The 19284-nt window shown below is 47.5% G+C and carries 18 protein-coding genes; 5 read left to right on the top strand and 13 right to left on the bottom strand.

All coding sequences use genetic code 11. The features are described from left to right. Window positions 1-245 precede the first annotated feature (245 nt). A complete protein-coding gene (locus PTQ21_RS07295) occupies window positions 246-1097 on the top strand; it encodes a helix-turn-helix transcriptional regulator (RefSeq protein WP_274569305.1) in 852 nt (283 codons plus the stop codon). A gap of 114 nt (window positions 1098-1211) precedes the next feature. Here the strand turns inward: PTQ21_RS07295 and PTQ21_RS07290 are convergent, their stop codons facing one another. After that, complete coding sequence (locus PTQ21_RS07290; RefSeq protein WP_274569304.1) at window positions 1212-2825, bottom strand: glycoside hydrolase family 28 protein; 1614 nt, start codon at window positions 2823-2825, stop codon at window positions 1212-1214. Window positions 2826-3262: 437 nt separating this feature from the next. On the opposite strand from PTQ21_RS07290, the gene PTQ21_RS07285 reads away from it, so the two are divergent. The 4 genes from PTQ21_RS07285 to PTQ21_RS07270 all read left to right on the top strand — a co-directional run bounded on the left by PTQ21_RS07285 (window position 3263) and on the right by PTQ21_RS07270 (window position 6410). Further along, window positions 3263-4015, top strand: coding sequence for an amino acid ABC transporter ATP-binding protein (locus tag PTQ21_RS07285; protein WP_079695864.1), 753 nt, complete (start codon window positions 3263-3265; stop codon window positions 4013-4015). A gap of 32 nt (window positions 4016-4047) precedes the next feature. Beyond that, entirely contained in the window at window positions 4048-4881 is an 834-nt protein-coding gene (locus PTQ21_RS07280; RefSeq protein ID WP_274569303.1) for an ABC transporter substrate-binding protein, read from the top strand. A 102-nt stretch (window positions 4882-4983) separates the two neighbouring features. Next, window positions 4984-5706, top strand: a complete 723-nt coding sequence (locus PTQ21_RS07275) for an amino acid ABC transporter permease (RefSeq protein WP_090954121.1) — start codon at window positions 4984-4986, stop codon at window positions 5704-5706. A gap of 53 nt (window positions 5707-5759) precedes the next feature. Then, window positions 5760-6410 (top strand): amino acid ABC transporter permease, encoded by a 651-nt coding sequence (locus PTQ21_RS07270; protein WP_063566273.1) that lies wholly within the window; start codon window positions 5760-5762, stop codon window positions 6408-6410. Window positions 6411-6538: 128 nt separating this feature from the next. Here the strand turns inward: PTQ21_RS07270 and PTQ21_RS07265 are convergent, their stop codons facing one another. From PTQ21_RS07265 to PTQ21_RS07210, 12 genes are all read right to left on the bottom strand, one after another. Continuing rightward, entirely contained in the window at window positions 6539-7876 is a 1338-nt protein-coding gene (locus PTQ21_RS07265) for an FAD-dependent oxidoreductase (protein ID WP_274570461.1), read from the bottom strand. A 49-nt stretch (window positions 7877-7925) separates the two neighbouring features. Then, a complete protein-coding gene (locus PTQ21_RS07260) occupies window positions 7926-8780 on the bottom strand; it encodes a carbohydrate ABC transporter permease (protein WP_274569302.1) in 855 nt (284 codons plus the stop codon). After that, the gene (locus PTQ21_RS07255; RefSeq protein ID WP_274569301.1) at window positions 8764-9678 is read right to left on the bottom strand and encodes a carbohydrate ABC transporter permease; all 915 of its coding nucleotides are present in this window, start codon (window positions 9676-9678) and stop codon (window positions 8764-8766) included. The genes PTQ21_RS07260 and PTQ21_RS07255 overlap by 17 nt, the downstream gene beginning before the upstream one ends. Window positions 9679-9712: 34 nt before the next feature. Then, window positions 9713-10417, bottom strand: a complete 705-nt coding sequence (locus PTQ21_RS07250) for a beta/alpha barrel domain-containing protein (protein ID WP_274569300.1) — start codon at window positions 10415-10417, stop codon at window positions 9713-9715. Window positions 10418-10444: 27 nt separating this feature from the next. Then, on the bottom strand, window positions 10445-11740 hold the full coding sequence (locus PTQ21_RS07245; RefSeq protein ID WP_274569299.1) for an ABC transporter substrate-binding protein: 1296 nt from the start codon (window positions 11738-11740) through the stop codon (window positions 10445-10447). A 103-nt stretch (window positions 11741-11843) separates the two neighbouring features. Next, window positions 11844-12587 (bottom strand): response regulator transcription factor, encoded by a 744-nt coding sequence (locus tag PTQ21_RS07240; RefSeq protein ID WP_274569297.1) that lies wholly within the window; start codon window positions 12585-12587, stop codon window positions 11844-11846. Between the two features lie 30 nt (window positions 12588-12617). Further along, a complete protein-coding gene (locus PTQ21_RS07235; RefSeq protein ID WP_274569296.1) occupies window positions 12618-14441 on the bottom strand; it encodes a cache domain-containing sensor histidine kinase in 1824 nt (607 codons plus the stop codon). 227 nt (window positions 14442-14668) lie between these two features. Continuing rightward, window positions 14669-14857 carry an aspartyl-phosphate phosphatase Spo0E family protein gene (locus PTQ21_RS07230; RefSeq protein ID WP_064642743.1) on the bottom strand — a complete coding sequence of 63 codons (189 nt, stop codon included), beginning with the start codon at window positions 14855-14857 and terminating at the stop codon, window positions 14669-14671. Window positions 14858-15104: 247 nt separating this feature from the next. Next, window positions 15105-15614: a hypothetical protein gene (locus tag PTQ21_RS07225; protein ID WP_274569295.1), complete on the bottom strand. Its 510-nt coding sequence runs from the start codon at window positions 15612-15614 to the stop codon at window positions 15105-15107. Between the two features lie 137 nt (window positions 15615-15751). After that, the gene (locus tag PTQ21_RS07220; RefSeq protein ID WP_139295711.1) at window positions 15752-15913 is read right to left on the bottom strand and encodes an aspartyl-phosphate phosphatase Spo0E family protein; all 162 of its coding nucleotides are present in this window, start codon (window positions 15911-15913) and stop codon (window positions 15752-15754) included. Between the two features lie 595 nt (window positions 15914-16508). Next, window positions 16509-17429: a hypothetical protein gene (locus tag PTQ21_RS07215; protein WP_274569293.1), complete on the bottom strand. Its 921-nt coding sequence runs from the start codon at window positions 17427-17429 to the stop codon at window positions 16509-16511. A 259-nt stretch (window positions 17430-17688) separates the two neighbouring features. Then, on the bottom strand, window positions 17689-19080 hold the full coding sequence (locus tag PTQ21_RS07210; protein WP_274569292.1) for a transcriptional regulator: 1392 nt from the start codon (window positions 19078-19080) through the stop codon (window positions 17689-17691). Window positions 19081-19284 lie beyond the last annotated feature (204 nt).

Raw genomic sequence — 19284 nt, 5'->3', positions numbered from 1 at the left:
CCTTCCAAATCGAATTGGAGACACCCCTATCCAGAGGTTAGTCTCACTCCCCCTACTGTAAAACATGAATAGACTTTTGTCACCTTTACAGCATATATAAGCTTGCCGAAAATCATTCCACCCGTATGCTATTCATTTCGTCTGGTCGGACCCCTATTCAAATGATAGCGTTTACAACAAACTGGATTTTCCGTTATGATATGGATATTAACCGTAAATCAGCTGGCGCAGAGGGGAGACGTGTTATGAGTGTTATAGAGGATCGGATTGGACCCAAATATCGAATTGGCGAGAGTTCATTCACCATTGAACACATGAGCAGACACGAAGGGAACGCCATGCCACAGCCTCACGCCCACCCTTTTTATGAACTGTATTATCTGCTTGAAGGAGAACGCGTCTATTCCATGAATGGTCAGCTTCTTACCGCCCGCAAAGGTGATTTGATCCTGATCAATCCCCATGATGTACATACGACGTCCAAAGGAAGTATTCCCGGCTTTGAACGAATCCTGATCGGATTCTCGCCTTCTTTTGCCACCGGGATGGAGCTTGGAATATGTGGTCTGCTTCCCTTCGATCGTTCAAGGCTGCTGCACTTTCCTGATGCGGAACAGCCCGAGATCGAACGAATGTTATGGCAGATGCTGCAAGAATGCAGGGAGCGCCGAACTCATTATGACATCGTGGTGAGAAGCCTACTTGCCCAGATCCTGATTCAGATCCACCGGGTTGAAGAAGATACTCGGCAATCCTCTCCGGTCCCGCATCATCCCATGCAGGATAAGATCAGTGAGATCGTCACTTATGTAAACAATCATTATACCGAGCCCCTTACGTTGGAAGAGGCCGCAGCGCGATTTTATATCAGTCCATCCTATTTGAGCCGGATGTTCAGCCGTTTTACCGGATTTCGCTTCAGTGAATATTTGCGTGTTACCCGGGTTCGGGAGGCACAGAGACGTTTACTGTCCACTCAGGAACGGGTGCAAATGATTGCGGAGAAGGTCGGATTTGAGCATACAGCCCATTTTAATAAAACGTTTAAACAGGTGACCGGGACCACGCCGCTTCGCTATCGCAAAGAACATCGATAGATCTTGGAAGCGACTGGCGAAGCCGGACACCTGTCATATGACACCCTATCATGACACCGCGCGCCAGGAGATGCCCGCGGTGATATGCTAAGCGTATACTAAGTCGAACCCTTCTTACCTGCGGATAATTACACCACTTCTTACTTCAGGACCAACGGAGATTTGGCGTCCCTCTGTATCTGCATCACTTTCCCGGCATACGATTCCTGCCGATTCATGTCCTGTCACCATCAGAAGCCGACCGTCCGCGCCTACACCCTCAATCGCTTCCAGTTCCGCACCCTTACACTGATGCAAATGAATTAACGATCCATCGGTAATATGTGCGTTCATTTCGGCGATTCGCAGGTGCTTCGCATGAGCGCAGTGCACCCCATTACGAGCCGTCACCGTATATCCCTGAATGACCAGACCATCCAGAGGCATTTCCGGCAGTCCACTCACCAATAACGCGGTTTCCGCTCCTGCACAGACCACATCCGATATCCGAATATCCCGGAACACCGGAGTCTGCTCACTGACCTCCTGAGTCAAGTCGCTACCACGAGCGGAACCCTCCTGATTGGCATAGAAAAAGGAAAACGAAATAGCTTCCATAATGATATCTTTCATATAAATGCGCTCCACCTGAATATCTTCAACGACCCCGCCGCGCCCACGCGCGCTTTTGAAGCGAAGCCCAATATCCGTTCCAATAAACGTACAGTCCGAGACCCGGACATGCTGCACACCACCAGACATTTCACTGCCAATGACAAAACCGCCATGACCGTGATACACGGTGCAATTGCGGATCGTAATATATTCCGAGGGCAGACCGAGTTCACGTCCTTCTGCATCCTTGCCGGATTTCAGGCAGATCGCATCATCACCAACATCGAATACACTCTGCTCCACAAGGACATGACGGCAGGATTCGATATCAAGCCCATCACCATTCTGGGAAAACCATGGATTTCGCACACTCACGTTACGAATTGTGACATGCTCGGATGCCCACGGATGCAGATTCCATGCAGGAGAGTTTTGGAACGTCGGTCCGTCCAAAAGCACTCGTTTACATTGACGCAAGCTGACCATGTTAGGACGCAAAAAGTCTCTGACTTCGTCATAAGCAGCCACATCACACACTTGCTCCAGATGCAGACGATTCGCAATCGCACCGCCTTCAAGAGCAGAAGTCGAGGGCCACCAAATGGCTTCGTCTCCGCCAGTCTGCTCCACCACACCGCCCGAGGAAACCAGTCGATTCCACTGCGAGGCCGTAATCTTGGATCGTTTCACCGGACGCCATGCCTCTCCACCGCCATCCCAAATCCCCTCACCCGTGATCGCAATATCCTCCAACTGCTCACCATCAATAGGCGACTGACACCGCACTGCCTGCCAACCTTCGAAGCTGGACGCAATCAGGGGATATTGATCGAAATTACGGCTGAACGTAACCAGAGCACCCGCCTGAACATGAAGCTCAATTCGACTGCGGAGAACAATCGGACCCGTTAACCAAACACCCGCCGGAATGACAATTCGGCCACCGCCCGCTTCTGCACAAGCTGCTATAGCCAGTCGAAACATCTCGGTATTATCGGTCAAGCCATCCCCTACCGCACCATAATCCGTAATCTGAAAATCCCGTGCAGGGATGACAGGTAAACTCACTTCATAAGCTTTCGTATGGGATTCAACACCTTCTCCTGTACCCAGTGGGGAGTAATATGTATTCATCGTTCAGAACATCCTCTCTACCTATAATTGGATCGGACTGTTTTTAATATTGCATTACTTACTGGAAAGCGCATTCTCGCTCCATCATATCAATGCCATAGGGCATAAGGTTGAGCTTTTTTGCCATGTACGATTCAGAATTTGATGTTATTTGTTTTTATGATCAGAGTCATAAAGTAAACATCCCTTCCAGTATACTCTATACATCTATTCCAATGGTTGTAAAACAACTAGGAGAATGGATTCATTTTTCTGTCAGGATTCGTCACAAAGAGGCTAGCAATATAACAAATATATAACATAATTACTGGCTATAGCCCTATAAAACCCATTACTTATGTCATGTTTTATCACAAACCAATTGCCTTTAGCAGGATGAGTATGTATGATTAAATAACTAGTTTCAATTTATTCCTTATTATTCCTTTTACAAACAGATGTTGCAGAAAGGATGGGGTCTCTTGATTGAATTTAGGGGTGTTCAGAAGCATTTTGGCCATTTTCATGTCCTCAAAGATATTCATCTTCACATTGAAGAAGGAGAAGTCGTTGTCATTATCGGCCCTTCCGGCTCAGGCAAAAGTACATTGCTCCGCTGCATCAATCGTCTGGAGACGATTACCGAAGGTGAACTTGTCGTCAGTGGTGTCCCTTTACATCAGAAAAAGGTGGACATCAACCTCTTCCGCCGTGACATCGGCATGGTATTTCAACACTTCAATCTCTACCCTCACAAAAAAGTCATCGATAACATTACCCTTGCACCCATGAAGGTGCGTAAACAGCCCAAAGCACAGGCAGCCTCTACGGCGATGAAGTATTTGACCCGGGTTGGCATTGCCGACAAGGCAGACAGTTATCCTTCCCAGTTGTCCGGTGGACAACAGCAGCGGGTAGCCATTGCAAGAGGTCTTGCCATGGAGCCCAAAATCATGCTTTTTGACGAACCCACTTCTGCACTAGATCCCGAAATGATCGGGGAAGTTCTGGATGTCATGCGGTCTCTTGCACATAACGGGATGACAATGGTCGTTGTTACACATGAGATGGGATTCGCCCGCGAGGTCGCAGACCGAGTCATCTTTATGGATGAAGGCCGAATTGTGGAAGAAGCCTCCGCCGCTGAATTTTTCGACAACCCGAGAGAAGAACGGGCCAAGCAATTTCTGAGTCGTCTGATTCACCACTGAGAATAATCCATTTTGAAAGGGGTCTTTACCAAATGAAAAATGTATTAAAGTGGCCGTCGTTTATGCTTGTCTTGATTCTATCCCTTGTCTTGTCCGGTTGTAGCACTGGAGAGGAAAGTAGCAACAGCGGTGGTTCTGGTGGGAGTACCGAAGCCAAAGGCACGATTGAACAGATTAAAGAGCGTGGCAAGCTCATTGCCGGCGTGAAATACGACACCAAATTGTTCGGTTTGAAGGACCCCGCAAGTGGCGAAGTCGAAGGATTCGATATTGATATCGCCAAAGCACTCGCCAAACAGATTCTTGGAGACGAAACGAAGGTAGAACTGAAGGAAGTAACGTCCAAAACGCGCATTCCGATGCTGCAAAACGGCGACATTGATCTCATCATCGCAACGATGACGATTACGGATGAACGCAAGGAACAGGTGGATTTCAGCGATGTCTATTTTGAAGCCGGGCAGTCCCTGCTTGTGAAAAACGACAGCACAATTACAGGTCTCGAAAGTCTCAGCGGTGTGAAGGTACTTGCCGTCAAAGGCTCGACTTCTGCGCAAAACATTCGCGAAAAAGCCCCGGACGCCGAGGTGCTGGAATTCGATAACTATCAGGATGCCTTCACAGCCCTCAAAGCGGGTAAAGGCGAAGCTCTGACGACCGATAACATCATCCTGATCGGCATGCAGCAGACGGATAACAACTACAAGCTGGTTGGTGGCAATTTCACGAGTGAACCTTACGGCATAGCAATTCGTAAAGGCGACACAGCCTTCGTCGAAGAAGTAAACAGCCTGCTCAAAAACCTGAAGGACAGCGGTGAATATGATACGTTGCACGAAAAATGGCTGGGCAGCAAGCCAGAGTAACCCCGATTAATGATGGTTAAGCGGCGACTTCGCCTGTGATATGCAATGCATGAGCAGACGCAATCGCCGCTTCTACATCTGGAGAACGGAGGCTTCGCCTACATGGGCAAATTGGACTTCAGCGTACTGATCAAACATTCGGATCGATTTCTGGAAGGGTTCCTCAACACCATTCAGGTGAGCATCATGGCCTTGATTGGCAGCTTTATTCTGGGTGCAATCTTGGCTATCTTTCGGATATCCCCCATCAAACCGCTCAACTGGATCGGCACGGCTTTTGTGGAGTTTATCCGTAACATCCCGCTGCTGCTTGTCGTGTTCTTCTTCTATCTCGGATTGCCGGCACTCGGCATTTCACTGGATGGATTCATCTCGGGTACACTCGGTCTGACCATCTATACGGCTGCTTTCATTGCCGAAGCGATTCGAGCGGGTATTCAGACGGTCCCTCGCGGGCAGTTAGAGGCTGCGAGATCTTCCGGTCTGTCCTACGTACAGGCCATGAACCTGATCATTTTGCCACAAGCGATCAAGATTGTATTGCCGTCCCTTGGCAACCAGTTTATCAATCTGGTCAAAAACTCATCCATCCTAGCGGTCGTGGCTGGCATGGATCTGATGTATTTTGCCGATCTGATCAACTCGGATACGTTCCTGCCGCTCAGCGTCTACACCATTGTTGCACTGTTCTACCTGGTGTTGACCTTACCGCTCAGCTTCCTGGTTCACTATATGGAGCGCCGTTTCGGACAAAGTGATGCGGATGCCAGCCGTGCCAAAGGAAAACCAAAAAAGAACAAACCAACGGGTCAGGTCACCATGTAAAACAGACATCCTTTCTAAATCTTGTCCTACTCACAGAAGGAGGCCGATGATCTATGGACTTTAGCGGGGCCTACGCCTGGCCCAACCTTCGTTTCCTGCTGCACGGATTCCTGATCACCCTGCAAGTGGCAGGGTTATCGATTGTATTCAGCTTTGTCCTCGGTACGGTGCTTGGTACCGTTCGATACACCCGAATTCCGGTCCTGTCACAGATTGTGGCCGTCATCGTGGATACGATCCGCAATCTGCCGCTGCTGCTGATCATTTTCTTCATTCATATCGTACTTCCCCAGCTCGGGATCAAAATGTCCGTCTTCTGGTCTACGGTTGTTGGACTAAGTCTGTTCGAAGGCGCCATGATCGCAGAGATTGTCCGCAGTGGACTCAAATCGATCGAGCGCGGTCAGGTGGAAGCCGCCCGTTCCTCCGGCCTAAGCTATATGCAGACACTTGGCGGCATCATCATGCCTCAAGCTTTGCGGCGCATGTCGCCACCGATGGTAAGCCAGTTCATTTCCTTGCTGAAGGATACTTCACTGGCGATCATCATCTCCCTGCCGGAACTGATGCACAATGTGCAGATCCTCGGGGGTCAAAGCTTCGATTACGTCATCCCTGCCCTGCTGCTCGCAGCCGTATTGTACTTCGTCATCAACTACACGTTGTCCATTGTGGCACGGCGGCTTGAAGCACGAATGACTTGATGATCGGATGATTGTTGCTTCCATTGCAACCCCCATTACAAACCAAATAAGACTCCAGCTCCACTTCAATAGTGGTTTTGGAGTCTTTTTTGGATTTCATGATAGTCTGCTCGCACAGGAATCATTCCTCATATCGCTGCTCCGTTACGGCGTAGTTCCTTTTGCAGCACCGCTACCGGCAGCTCCAACGGATCTAGCTTCATCTGAACAGCTAAAGCTGCTGCTGTTCCCGCCGCCTGCCCCGTAGCCATGCAGCTTGGAGTCAGCCTTGTCGTTGCGTGGGCCTCATGTGTGGTGGAGATGCAACGTCCTGCCGCCAGCAGATTGCGAATATTGCGAGAAATCAGAGAGCGGTACGGAATATCGTATGCTCCGTCTCCTTCTATAAAAGCCGCTACGACGCCTTGACCGGAGGGATCATGAATATCAATCGGATAGCCACTTCTGGCGATTACATCGTCAAACTTTTTCCCTGCAACCACATCGTCCTTGGTCAATGCATAGTGTCCGATGATTCGCCTGGATTCACGGATACCGATCTGCGGTGCTAACGCTGAGATCGAAGCCCGCTCGAATCCAGGCACGTCACGCTGCAGAAACTCAGCGATCATCAGCACCTGTTTCCTGCCTTCCTGTTCAGCAGAGGTCAGATCCTCTGCATCTGTAGCATCCAACCCCTGCACCCGGGTGCAGTTAATCAATACTTCATCTTCAGCCGGTCCGGTAAAAAACAATACCTGATCACGATTAATCGGTACACCTGCTTTTTTCCATTGGGAATAGAAGCCGCTCACCCCGGTTAACGGAATACTGTCCAGTTCGGAGAAAGGGGTTTTGGCATAGAAATCCTCCGGGTGCTCCTGCATGTATTGCTTCACTCGTCCAAGGTCCACACCACGCATTCGGAATTTCATGGTCATCGGCTGTGACTGGTGATCGCCATCTCGCCCCTTTGCAACAGAAGCGCCCGCAAGATACGCCGCATCCGCATCACCGCTGGCATCCACGAATACGTTCGCTTGGAGCTCCATTCGACCAGACTTGTTCGTCAGGCGTACCGCTTCTACCCGATCATCCACCATAACTACTTCATCCACGAAGCTGTGCAATAACAACCGGACACCCGCCTCCTGCAGCATCTCCGCCGCAACCACTTGATAGATCGCAGGATGGTAGGGCGTAACGGTATGCACAAATCCAACCGTATCACGAAGATGCCCCGGAGAGCCGCCGCGCGCCTGCAGTCGGTCAACGATTTCCTGGGCGATACCCCGAATCACCTGTTCACCACTCTCCGTATGGAAGGTCATCCAAGGGTAGACCATGGCGGCAGTCGACATTCCACCAACGAACCCGTACCGCTCCACCAGCACTGTTCGAACACCTTGTCGTCCAGCAGCAATGGCTGATGCTATACCCGCCGGACCTCCTCCCACAATAACCACATCCGCTTCTTCCTTTTTCATACTCGTCCGTTCACTCAAGTTTATCACTCCTTCCGTTCTATTACATGGACTACTCTTTCAGTCCTGTCATGGCAACTCCCTCAATGAAGCGCCGTTGTGCCAGGAAAAAGACAATCAACAGCGGCAGGGTCGCCATGACGGTGGCACTCATCAGATATTGCCAGGCTGTACCCACTTCATCCGTGAATAGGGATAACCCAAGCGGCAGCGTCATCAGTTCTCGCGAGTTAGTGAAAATCAACGGATCGAAAAACTCATTCCAGATTGTGACAAACGTAAAGATCGTCAGCGTAGCCATACCGGGCTTGGCAATTGGGAGCATAATACGAGCATAGATCCGGAAGCGGTTGCAGCCGTCAATCATCGCCGCTTCCTCCAGCTCGGTGGGTACCGTAATGAAGAACTGCCGCATCACAAAGATGCCAAACACACCGCCCGCCCCAAAGATCGGCAGTAAAATCAGCGGAAGATGTGTATCAATCCACCCCAGCTGCCGCATGAACAGAAACATCGGGATTGCCGTCACCTCATGGGGAATCATCATCGCACTCAGCAGGATGAGAAATACCACATTACGTCCCTTGAACGGAATTTTGGCAAATGCGTACCCAGCGAGAGATGCAAAGAACACCGTACCCAGCACAACCACAGCAGCAATATATACACTGTTAAAATAAAATCGATGAAACGGAATCAATCGAAAGACATCGATGTAGTTCTGAAATCGGAAGGTATCCGGTATCCACTGTGGTGGATAGGTAAATATGCTCTGAGGTTCCTTGAATGACGTCGATATCATCCAGATAAATGGAACAATCATGATCAGCGAGATCAGTGTCAGCAACAAATACGTCCCAAGGGCACTCCATGTCTTACGAACCGAAGGATTAGGCATCGCCTTCATTGAACACCCACCTCTTTCGAAGCTGCCATTGCAGCAGCGTCAGAATTAGCACGATAAAAAACAGCACATAGGCAAGCGAAGAGGCGTAGCCGAACTGAAATAATTTGAATGCTTTTTCCCAGATGTAATAGACCAATACCTTCGTGCTGTTGCTCGGCCCTCCCTGTGTCATGACGTAGATCTGTCCAAACACCTTGAGCGAGCCAATCACGGTCATGACCATGGTTAGAAACACCGTTGGCGTAATCATGGGTAACGTGACGTGAAAGAAGGTTCCCCTTCTGCCCGCGCCGTCCAGTGTTGCCGCTTCGTAAAGTGAACGCGGCACCTGCTGAATGGCTGCAATGAACAGCACCATATTCAGCCCCACATTTTTCAGTACACTCGTCACAATAACCGCAGGCATCGCCAGATCCTGATTGTAGAGCCAGGCCGGACCCTTGATGCCTATCATTAACAGAAGCTGATTGATCAGTCCTGACTCTGTCGCATACATCAGCTTCCATACGATGGACCATACAATCAGCGAGGTCATGACCGGAACGAAGATGGCTGTTCGAAAAATTCCGATACCGCGCAAACTTCTGGATAGCAGCAACGCGAGCAGTAGAGCGAGCACAATGTTAAGCGGCACAAGCCCCGCAGTGAAATAGACCGTATTGGCAAGCACCTTCCAGAACATGGCGTCTGTCATCACATTCCGGTAATTCTCCAGTCCAATAAAATGATGATCCCCCAGCAGCGGCCAGTCGGTCAGGCTCATGTACAGAGCCAAACCCATGGGAAACAGCAGCAGCAGGGTAAACCCGAGCACCATTGGTGATACAAACAGCCATCCCGCGATCTGGGCCTCTCTGGCGAGCGGACCTCTTCCTGTACGCTTGCGTGAATGGTTCACAGTCAGGCCCTCCTTTATATCAAATTTCTTCCCTCTAGTCTGAACGGTTCAGAGTGTCCACCGCATTTCGGAAGGCGTTAACAACCCTTCGCAACTGCTCCTCCGCTCTGCCTGTTACGACCGCTCCAAGCATGATCGCCTTGACTCCGGTATCGTGCAGCACCCGAACATCCTCCGGCACCAGCTTACGCTGAGAAGGAACCAATACCGGAATTTGCGCCTGCAAGACCAGACGGCGATACTTGAGCACGTCCGCAAAGCTTAGCGGTGTACCATATTCATTCCCAGGCACAATGGATGCCTCCAGGGCGGTGAAGCCGTAATGAGCCGCTGACGTTACGATTGAAGGTTCATATTCGTCGTTGATCGCAAACGTAGGGTCCAACCCCAGGTCATCCAGCATGAAGGATGGCAAGTGATGTGCATAGATGGAATAAAAGTCAAAACCCAGCCCGGAGAGGCGCTCCACGTCCTCCCTCCGTGCTCCATCTATACTACCGGATGGTACGACCCCAAGCGGGCCGCCAGACTCGCTACGGATCGCCTGAAAAACTTCGGCATAGTTGTCCAGTGGACCAAAATGATTCCCGCTGGCGCGATGACCGACATTATAATGCACCTTCAGTGCATCAGCGCCCTCTTCAATTGCTGCCCGGGCCAAAGATAGATCGTTCTCGGGTAAACTGACCACAAGTGACAGGGATTTCCGATCAAGCAATTCCTTGAATTTGCCCATCATGCTCACCTCCTGTTTCTATAAGAATATTTATTGTTGCAGCACGCTTTGGACCTCTTCCTGCATTTGCTTCAGATTATCCTCGGGTGTCGCTGAACGGGCGAACAGTCGGTCAAATCCCTGCAACACCGCATTGTCGATATCCTGCCAACGGATATGACCTGGAATCAAGCGCGCTTTTGGCATTTCATTAATCACCGCCTGCACAATATGCTCCTTGCTCGGATTATTGGGCTGATTAATGAACGCATCGGAGTTCAGCACAGAGGTACGCGGAGGCACAAAGTAGGTGGCCGTCTCCTGAATGCCCTGCTCGCTGGCAAAATACTTCAACAGCTTCTTGGTTTCCTCCGGATGTTTGCTGTCGTTGAACATGGCATATCCAGCCTGCCCCAGCATCGGTACGCTGCCCTGTGAACCGGAAGGCATGGGAGCGATACTCCATTCAAAATCCGTAATTTCTCTGGCTTTGGAAACATAGCTGTAGTTATCGAAGAACATGCCCACATTGCCAGCATCGAAACTGACCTGCTCGCCTGCTTTTGGATGCGATTCATCGGTGAACATCATGCGCTCCAGCAGTTCAAAGGTCTGTACGCCATAGGCATCGTTCCAGGTGAATTTCGTCATGCCTTCGTCGAACGGGCCGCTGCCATTGGACCAGGAATACGAGGAGAGCACAGCCCAGGTCTTCCAGTCGCGAAAAAAGTTAGCGCCATAGATCCGGTTGGTCGCCTCCTTGCTGGTGATCGCCTTAGCGGACTTCTCGAACTGTTCCCATGTCCATTGCCCTTGGCTGGCAAGTGTATTCGGGTCGGTCAGGCCTGCTTTGTCGAACAGCGTTTTATTGTAGAACATGACCACCGGAGGTGTAGAAAAAGGAAGCCCCAGCAGCTGATCTCCATCACGGAACAAATCCAATGTGCTTGGTATATAATCATCCAGCTTGAACTGTGCATCGTCCTTGAACTCGGATACATCGGCCAGGATGTGATTGGATTTGAATTGTGGCACCATCCGCTCCGATACCCATGCGATATCCGGGAGAGAGCCGCCAGCGGCAAGCACCGAAATTTTTTGCTGATATTCCGCGAAAGGTACGGATTCCATCGTCACCTTGATGCCTGGATTTTCCTGCGTGAAGCCATCGATCAGCTTGTTGTATACATCCATATGTGCCTGATTGCCCCACATCATGAATTTCAGCTCAACCTCTCCATTCTCCCCGGCTGTTTGCCCAGGATCACTTCCGGAATTGGAGCTTGTGCACCCGATTGAAGCAATCATCATGAGTAAGAGTATCAATATCAGTCCTGCTTTTTTCATGAAAATCCCCCTTATGGACTTAGTGGTATACATGTGCAACCAAAGTATAACGAAGGTATCGGCCGCTCATAAATCACGTCAATTACAGAAATGGTATGGTTTTTCAAGAACTACTGAATCGGTCACGATATTCCCCTGCTGTCGATCCCACCTGCTGCTTGAATACCAGCATGAAGTGCTTAGGACTCTGATGCCCGGATAACCTTGCAACATCATAGATTTTGAGCCCTGTGTTAACCAGCAGCCACTTGGCCCGTTCCATACGAGCCTCAGCGATGTATTCGGAGTAATTGGTTCCTGTTGCGTTCTTGAACAGTTGGCTTAGATAGGTGGGGTTCAGATGAACCAGAGCTGCTATGGTCTGAAGTCGCAGATCCCCATCGGGATGCTGCTTGATGTGCTCCTTCACATCTCGGATAATCTTCCGCGTATCTCCGCCGGAGTGCTCAGCTTTTCCAGGTGACTCAGTGATTGGAAGGGTTGAAATGCCGTACCTGCGATCCAGCAGCAATTGAATTTTTTGGATGCATAATGCCAGTTCATGTCGTTCAATCGGCTTCAGCAGATAGTTCAATACCCCGTATTCCATCGCCCTGCGTGCATATTCAAACTCTCCGTACCCGCTAATGATGATCATCAGCAGATCAGGGTACATATCTCTTGCTTTGGATACGAGTGTCAGCCCGTCCATTTCACGCATGCGAATATCCGTGATCAACACATCAGGTACTTCACATCTCAGAAAATCCAGTGCCTCGGCTCCGCTCGAAGCTTCACCTGTTACCTCGAACTGAGGAGCCGCCTGTACAATCAGCTCTCTCAGTCCCCTGACGGATGACCGTCTCATCCTCCACAAGCAATACTTTATACATGCGCTTCATTCCCCTTTCGGTTGAAGTTGAATGGATATCGTCACCGCCAGGCCCTGCCCGGGACTGCCATCGACGCTCAGGCCGCTGCCTTCTCCATACATGAGGCGGAACCTTTGAGAGATATTGTTAAGTCCCAGCCTGTCCCCGGCATGACAACGCAATGCCTCATTGGAAGGCTGCCGAGCAATGGATTCATTTAATTCATCAATCTCCGCCTGAGCCATGCCTTTGCCATTGTCACGCACAATAATCAGCAGCTCATCATCGAATTTCAATGCAGATACCCAGATCACCCCGCCATCCGCCTTCCCTTCAATGCCATGGTAGACAGCGTTCTCCACCAGCGGTTGCAATACCAGCTTAGGAATCAGACACTCTGTAATGGCTTCATCGATGTCATAGATTACCTTCAGCTTGCCGTCATAACGTACCTGTTGAATGCGTACATAGGATTGTACAAACGCCAGTTCTTCCTGAAGCGGAACCCTCCGATCCACCTTATCAATCGTATAACGCAGCAGCTTGCCAAGTGCCGTCACCATATCAGACACCTCAGCGTGCTTCTGGCGGACCGCCATCATGTTGATGGACTCCAATGTGTTGTATATAAAATGGGGATTGATCTGGCTCTGCAATGCTGACAACTCTGCCTCTCGCTCTTGAATGCCCAACAGAAATACCTCGTTGAATAATCTATTGATCTCTTCCATCATCCGGTTAAAACCCCGGCTAATCTGTCCGAACTCATCATTGCTAAAGTGCGCTACGCGCTGGCTAAAGTCTCCCTGCTCTACCCGAATCATATTGTGCTTCAGTCGAATTAGAGGCCTCGTTATGCGATAGGATAAGAACACCGCGAGAACTGCTACGGCCGCCATACATAACACAGCGAATCCAAACGTAAACGTGAGCATCTCGCCCGACTCCTTCTGAATAACGGCAATAGGCGTAAGGCTGATCACCGAAAGTCCGGAATAGCTGGAATGGTTTTGCACGTAGAGATAGGGCTTCCCATCAAGGACAACCTTCTGGTTGCCTGCATAGCCTTGAAGCTGGCCATGCGTTAACAGTTGGTCGTAAGCGGATAGACCTCCAGCTGAGGTCCGCTCGAACAAAAGACGCTGCTTGCTGTCGACAATCATCAGGCTCGCATTTTGCTCAAAATTCAGATTGGACAAGAGTTGGCCGAAGGCTTCCAGCCGGATGTCGATCAGAATATACCCCAGTCGCTGGAGTGTACCCGGATCACGTATCTCACGGGCAACCGATATATACGGCTCTTCATGACTGCCCGTGTAATAGCTTGGTTCGTGCGGAGGGAGCAGACGCCATTCCCCTTCCGAGCCGTTAAGCTCTGCAAACCAGTCATCCTGCCTGCTGTCCCATACCGGATTCACTGCCAGCGAATCCAGATTGGAGAACAAAATGCCGCTGTTGCTGATTAGATGGATGCCACGAATTTCAGGTCGGTCATACGCCTGACCGGACGTGTAGAGCTTCATTTTCAGATAATCATCGGATCTCGCCCATGTACCCGATCCCATCGGAGCATTGTATTTGCCCAGAATGCCAAGCACCATCTGATCATAGAGCGGCAAGAGCGACAACCGCTCGAAGTCCTTGAGCAGCCGATTCAGATTAGTATTAATCTGGCGAACAATATCAATGGTGAACTGCTCCGTCTTGCGATCAATCGTCTGCGAGAAATGCAGGTAATTCACCACTCCCTGCAAGCTTAGCGGCAGCAAGGTCAACGCCAGGAACAACAGAAGCAGCTTGGTGCGCAGATTCATATTTCTTCCGAAATAACCTAGTACCTTGTCCATCATTTCCGTTCATCCCTCCCTCTCCCGATCATTGTATGAGCCCCCTTCACAGATCAATCTGAATATAACTGGGGTCATCATATTCAGTTTTAATGATCGTTGGCTATCCTGCCAACCATGGGATTGGTACGGAATTTCAAGATTGAAGCGCAGGTTTCGGGGAAACGCAAAAAAGCCGACTGTATCGCTACAGTCGACTACTCTTCTATTACATAAAAAAACCGACTGCATTATGCAATCGGCTGTCTTTTCATAAAGTGTTTTTTATATTTGAAGCGATTATATTCATTAATTAACTCGTCCAATACCATCGATTGTTGAAGGACTTTGTAGTCTTGCATGCCATGATATTCCGCCAAACGACTTAACTCATGCCTGTTTTGTTCGATTTGGTCTCTAATCTGCTTCGGTTCTCTCACAGCATGCACCCCCTCTTTTTAAAACATTTTAGGATACATTGCCAAAAAATTCATATTTTATTCCTTTGCAAAATAAAATGTTTTCTTACATAACAATACTTTCATAACATAGCATTTTGCATTAATCCGTGAAAATCGTCACAATTACAGCATATAGATATATTCCACTCACACTAAACTACATATCGTACTCATGAGAAAATGGAGTCCCTTTACGCAAAGACTAAAGACAGAAACACATTATAAATTATGTTCCAATCGTATGCTGTACTTTGCTCGCTCTGGAGCGGATTAGAATCCCTGCTACACGCACCAAAACCATAGCTGCGGTCATTAATATAAATGCAGGGCCGATATTCTGAAGATCCAATTGATGCTCATTTGCATACTGGTATGCTTGCTGCGGATGAAACGTAATCCATTCCACCGGAATGATGCGTAGCAGGAATGCCACTGCCCAGACGACCACACTACCTATCCCCACTCGGGTATACCACTTACCTGCCGTCGCATCGAATTCCATACGCGTTATTCCCAGCACAATCATTCCGAACAATGCCCCTACAATCACGGCCACCAACAAAAACAGCACATTATTGCCTGTAAAAGTCATGTCTTTAAGGAATTTGGCTGCATAATAACCCATAATAACGAAAGGCAGCAATAAACGATAATAACGTACTGGCTTTCGTCCAATTGAAGTGAATACTAAAACCGCAAACATGATGATCATCTGAACCCACATGCTCGTCGTCATACGTTGTTCCCCCTGTAATCTGCTTGATTTGATGCTTTAAGCATAGCAGGGAGAACACCGCTCTAGCGTCCACAACTGGGTTGATATAGAGGTCCACCTATAGGTGGATTACAGAGGAAGATAAAAGCGTTAACAAATTAGTGTTTCTCTCTTAGTCGAATATATTTATTAATCAGTTCATCCAGGACCATAGACTGCTTGAGAACTTTATCATCATGCATGCCATGTTTCTCCACCAACCGACGCAAATGTTGCCGATTCTGCTCGATTTGATCTTTGATCTGCTTGATTTCTCTCACAGCATGCACCCCTTTTTCAACCTATTTTAGGGTACATTTATCTAAAAATTCATAATGGAATGCTTTGCAAAATTTTTGTATTAGATCTTTTAGTAGAGGTCGTTATATTGAGCAAGATTAGATCTCAGTAGTTATACACTTTTAATTCTAATTCCAAAATTTTGTGAGCTCTGGCCTTCTATTAACCTATTGTATTGTTCTTCCTGTTGGTTCGTTACATGCCTTCTGAATTTACCATATAAATCAATAGATTTAATAGACATTAGGTCATCGTTACTTGATGATGAGAGTTCCAGGCTCGTGAGTAACGTGTCAATCCCCGTTGCGTATCTTTGTTGGTTGAGCCTGTACTTCGCTAACTCATAATAAAAACATATATATCTATAATTCAACATTTGCATATTGTACGTCCCTTTTAAATGTATATCCGTGTTGAATTGTTTAATATAAGGATCGAATCTATCCAATGCAGAATCAATATCCAGTGAGTGCCGGTTAGCTGCTTGCACAATATTCACGAATGCTATTAAAATCTCATGTGGATTAGCATCAAGGTAATTCAGATAAGGTTCAATAACCTCATGGTTCCCATTCATCAAATGGTATAAATACCGATTTCCCTCCGCCCATCTTTGAAACGTTCTATTAATTCTTGCTCTTCTTCTGTTGGATTAGAGATTTCAATAACAGTCACGTAAACATCTGTATATTCCAGAGCTTTTTCATATTGCTTACGCGCTTCACAGACACTTGCCTTCAATAAATTCGCATATGCTTTATACGTAAATATGGGGTAAAAGGCGGTTCTTTTTCTATTTTTCCGTCTTCGAGATTGAAGTTCAAGTTGAAAATCAACTTTTCGTTCCAGTTCCTCTGCCAGATCATAAACCTTATCCCAGAGATGTATTGTACTATAAACATTCGCCAAGTCTTTAATAGCATCCAGTTGTATTTCTTCATCCAATTTCTCAATATAAGGTTCCAATTGGGCTGCTGCAGCCAGATTATCGAATTTACTCATTGTTTTATGAAGCAAAAAAATACGGTACTGGCATAACGCCAACCGTTCCGAGTGCTGATATTTCTCACCTGCGGCTACGCATCCATATAAAATAAGCGCCGCTTCATTCATTTCTTTGAAATATAGATTTTCTGCCATTTGAAACAGTTCTGAAATATAGGATCGATCATCTGTAACCTGATAGACTACCTTTTTAATACAGCCTAGCTTGTTAAGTTCAGCGCAGCGATACAGGAACGGTTCCAAACGCCTCCAATGAGGTGCGGCTTCCACAAAACATTCCACACTGTACATCTCGTAGAAGTATCCCTTCTCCAACCCCATACCAGATGTGATTTGATCCAACTGATTCATAGCTAGAGGTCTGCTGCCCTTGAGGATAGCACTTAATGTGCCAACGTTGACACCTGTGACATCTGAGAATTGCTGTAGTTTATATCCTCTTTCTCTTATGTGATTCTCTATATATGTGCGTATCGTAGGTGCAAGTTTCAATTCTCCCACCCCCATCAACCAAACTAACTTAAGGATTCATCAGCTCTTAATAAATGTAATTTTAATCCTGAATTTTACAATGGTCAATCTGCACAAAATAAAAAGCAGTATAGTCCTAAGATAGGATCAATACCGCTTGCCTAGTTTGGAGATTGAAGTATAATGCAATTACAATCCTGCACCACCATGAGTGCTTGGACTGTACATCATAGTATTACTGGGAATAGGTTGAGGATACAAACTAAATAATAAAACAGCACTAAACAAAACTACGATCAAAGCTGCTTTTTTTCTCATAATTACTGTAGACCTCCTCAATTAAAGTTTTATACTTAATTTCTAATTCTATTGAAGCTCTGGCTCTATGTCTTTCAAATAGAGCTACACACTGTATAATGATGGACTCGCTCTTCATACTTTTGGCTAGAGCCAAACAGTCTAACAAGTACTGAAATCCTGTTGTGTATCTTTCTCTCTGAAGTTGGTATATCGCTACCTCTTTAAGGAATTGCACGTATCTTCCACTCGTAATCTGTTCCGTATAACTCCCGATATCCCCATAAGTTTTGGCGTACATTGAAATGTATGACTCCAACCGATTGAGAACTGCATCAACATCTATATTATGATGGTTTGCTGCTTCCATTATTTTGACTAATGCAGGCAAAATCTCTGCCTCATTCTTTTCAATAAAGGCAATATAAGGCCGTATGACTTCAGAATCACCCATCATAAGTCTGTATAAGTAATGGTTTACCTCCGCCCATCCACTAAACTTATTAATGAATATGAGATCTTCTTCATTCGGTTGTTCAATTCTAATTAATTTAGAGTACGCCTCAGTATATCGGAGGGCTTCAGAGTATTCTTCCCTTCCATCACATGCGGCTGCCCGTAGCAAATTTGAATATGCGGAATATACAAAAATAGGATAAGATGCAATTCTTAGATTTTCCGACTTTCTCTTTTTATAAGAGTTCAAGAAGCTTGTTTTCTGCTCCAACTCTCCCCCAAGATCGGACACCTTGTCCCAATATCTCAAAGCCAAATATGTATTCGCCAGATCCTTGATCGCATCCAGTTGCCGCTCTTCATCAAGCCTATTAATATATGGCTCGAAGTGCACGGCTGCCCTGAGATTTTCATGCTGATCCTGACCCAGAGATAGTGTGAAAATACGATACTGACACAATGCGAGACGTTCCGAGTGTTGGTACTTCTCACACTCCGCAACGCATTCATATAACATGCGGGCCGCTTTCTTTTGTCCTCGTTCAAGCATGCCTTCTGCCATCTCAAATAATTCGGAAATATAGGAGCGGTCATCCGTCACTTGCTGGATTACCCTCTGAATACATTCGAGCTTGTCCAGCTCGGCGCAACGTTGCAGAAAAGGTTCCAGTCTTCTCCAATGTGGTGCAGACTCCACAAAACACTCAGCGCCGTAAATTTCGTAGAAATGGCCTTCTTCCAGCTTCATGCCTTTGGTAATCAAATCCAGTTGAGCCATGGCGATTGGCCGCGTTCCTTTGATGATCGCACTTAACGTTCCAGCGTTCACACCCGATATATCGGCAAAGTATTGCAGGGTATAGCCCTGTTTCCTGATGTAGTCCTCAATAAAGGAGCGTATCGTAGTTGTAGGTTCCATGTCTCCCACCTCCACAATGAAAATCCATAAATTTGAATTTATATGATATGCACAATTTTAATCCTAAATTTTACAGCGGTCAATAAAAATCGTGGCAATTTCCTGCCCATTTGTCTAAGTTTGAGCGGCTTTAATCCGCCTTATAGAAAAAATCCATTAGAAGAATGCATGGCAACATGGTAAAGTTAGTTTTAGCTTGAATAT

Source organism: Paenibacillus marchantiae, from assembly GCF_028771845.1.
GTDB lineage: Bacteria > Bacillota > Bacilli > Paenibacillales > Paenibacillaceae > Paenibacillus > Paenibacillus marchantiae.
Note: the sequence above shows the minus strand (reverse complement) of the source record. Positions and strands in the feature narration are given on the sequence as shown.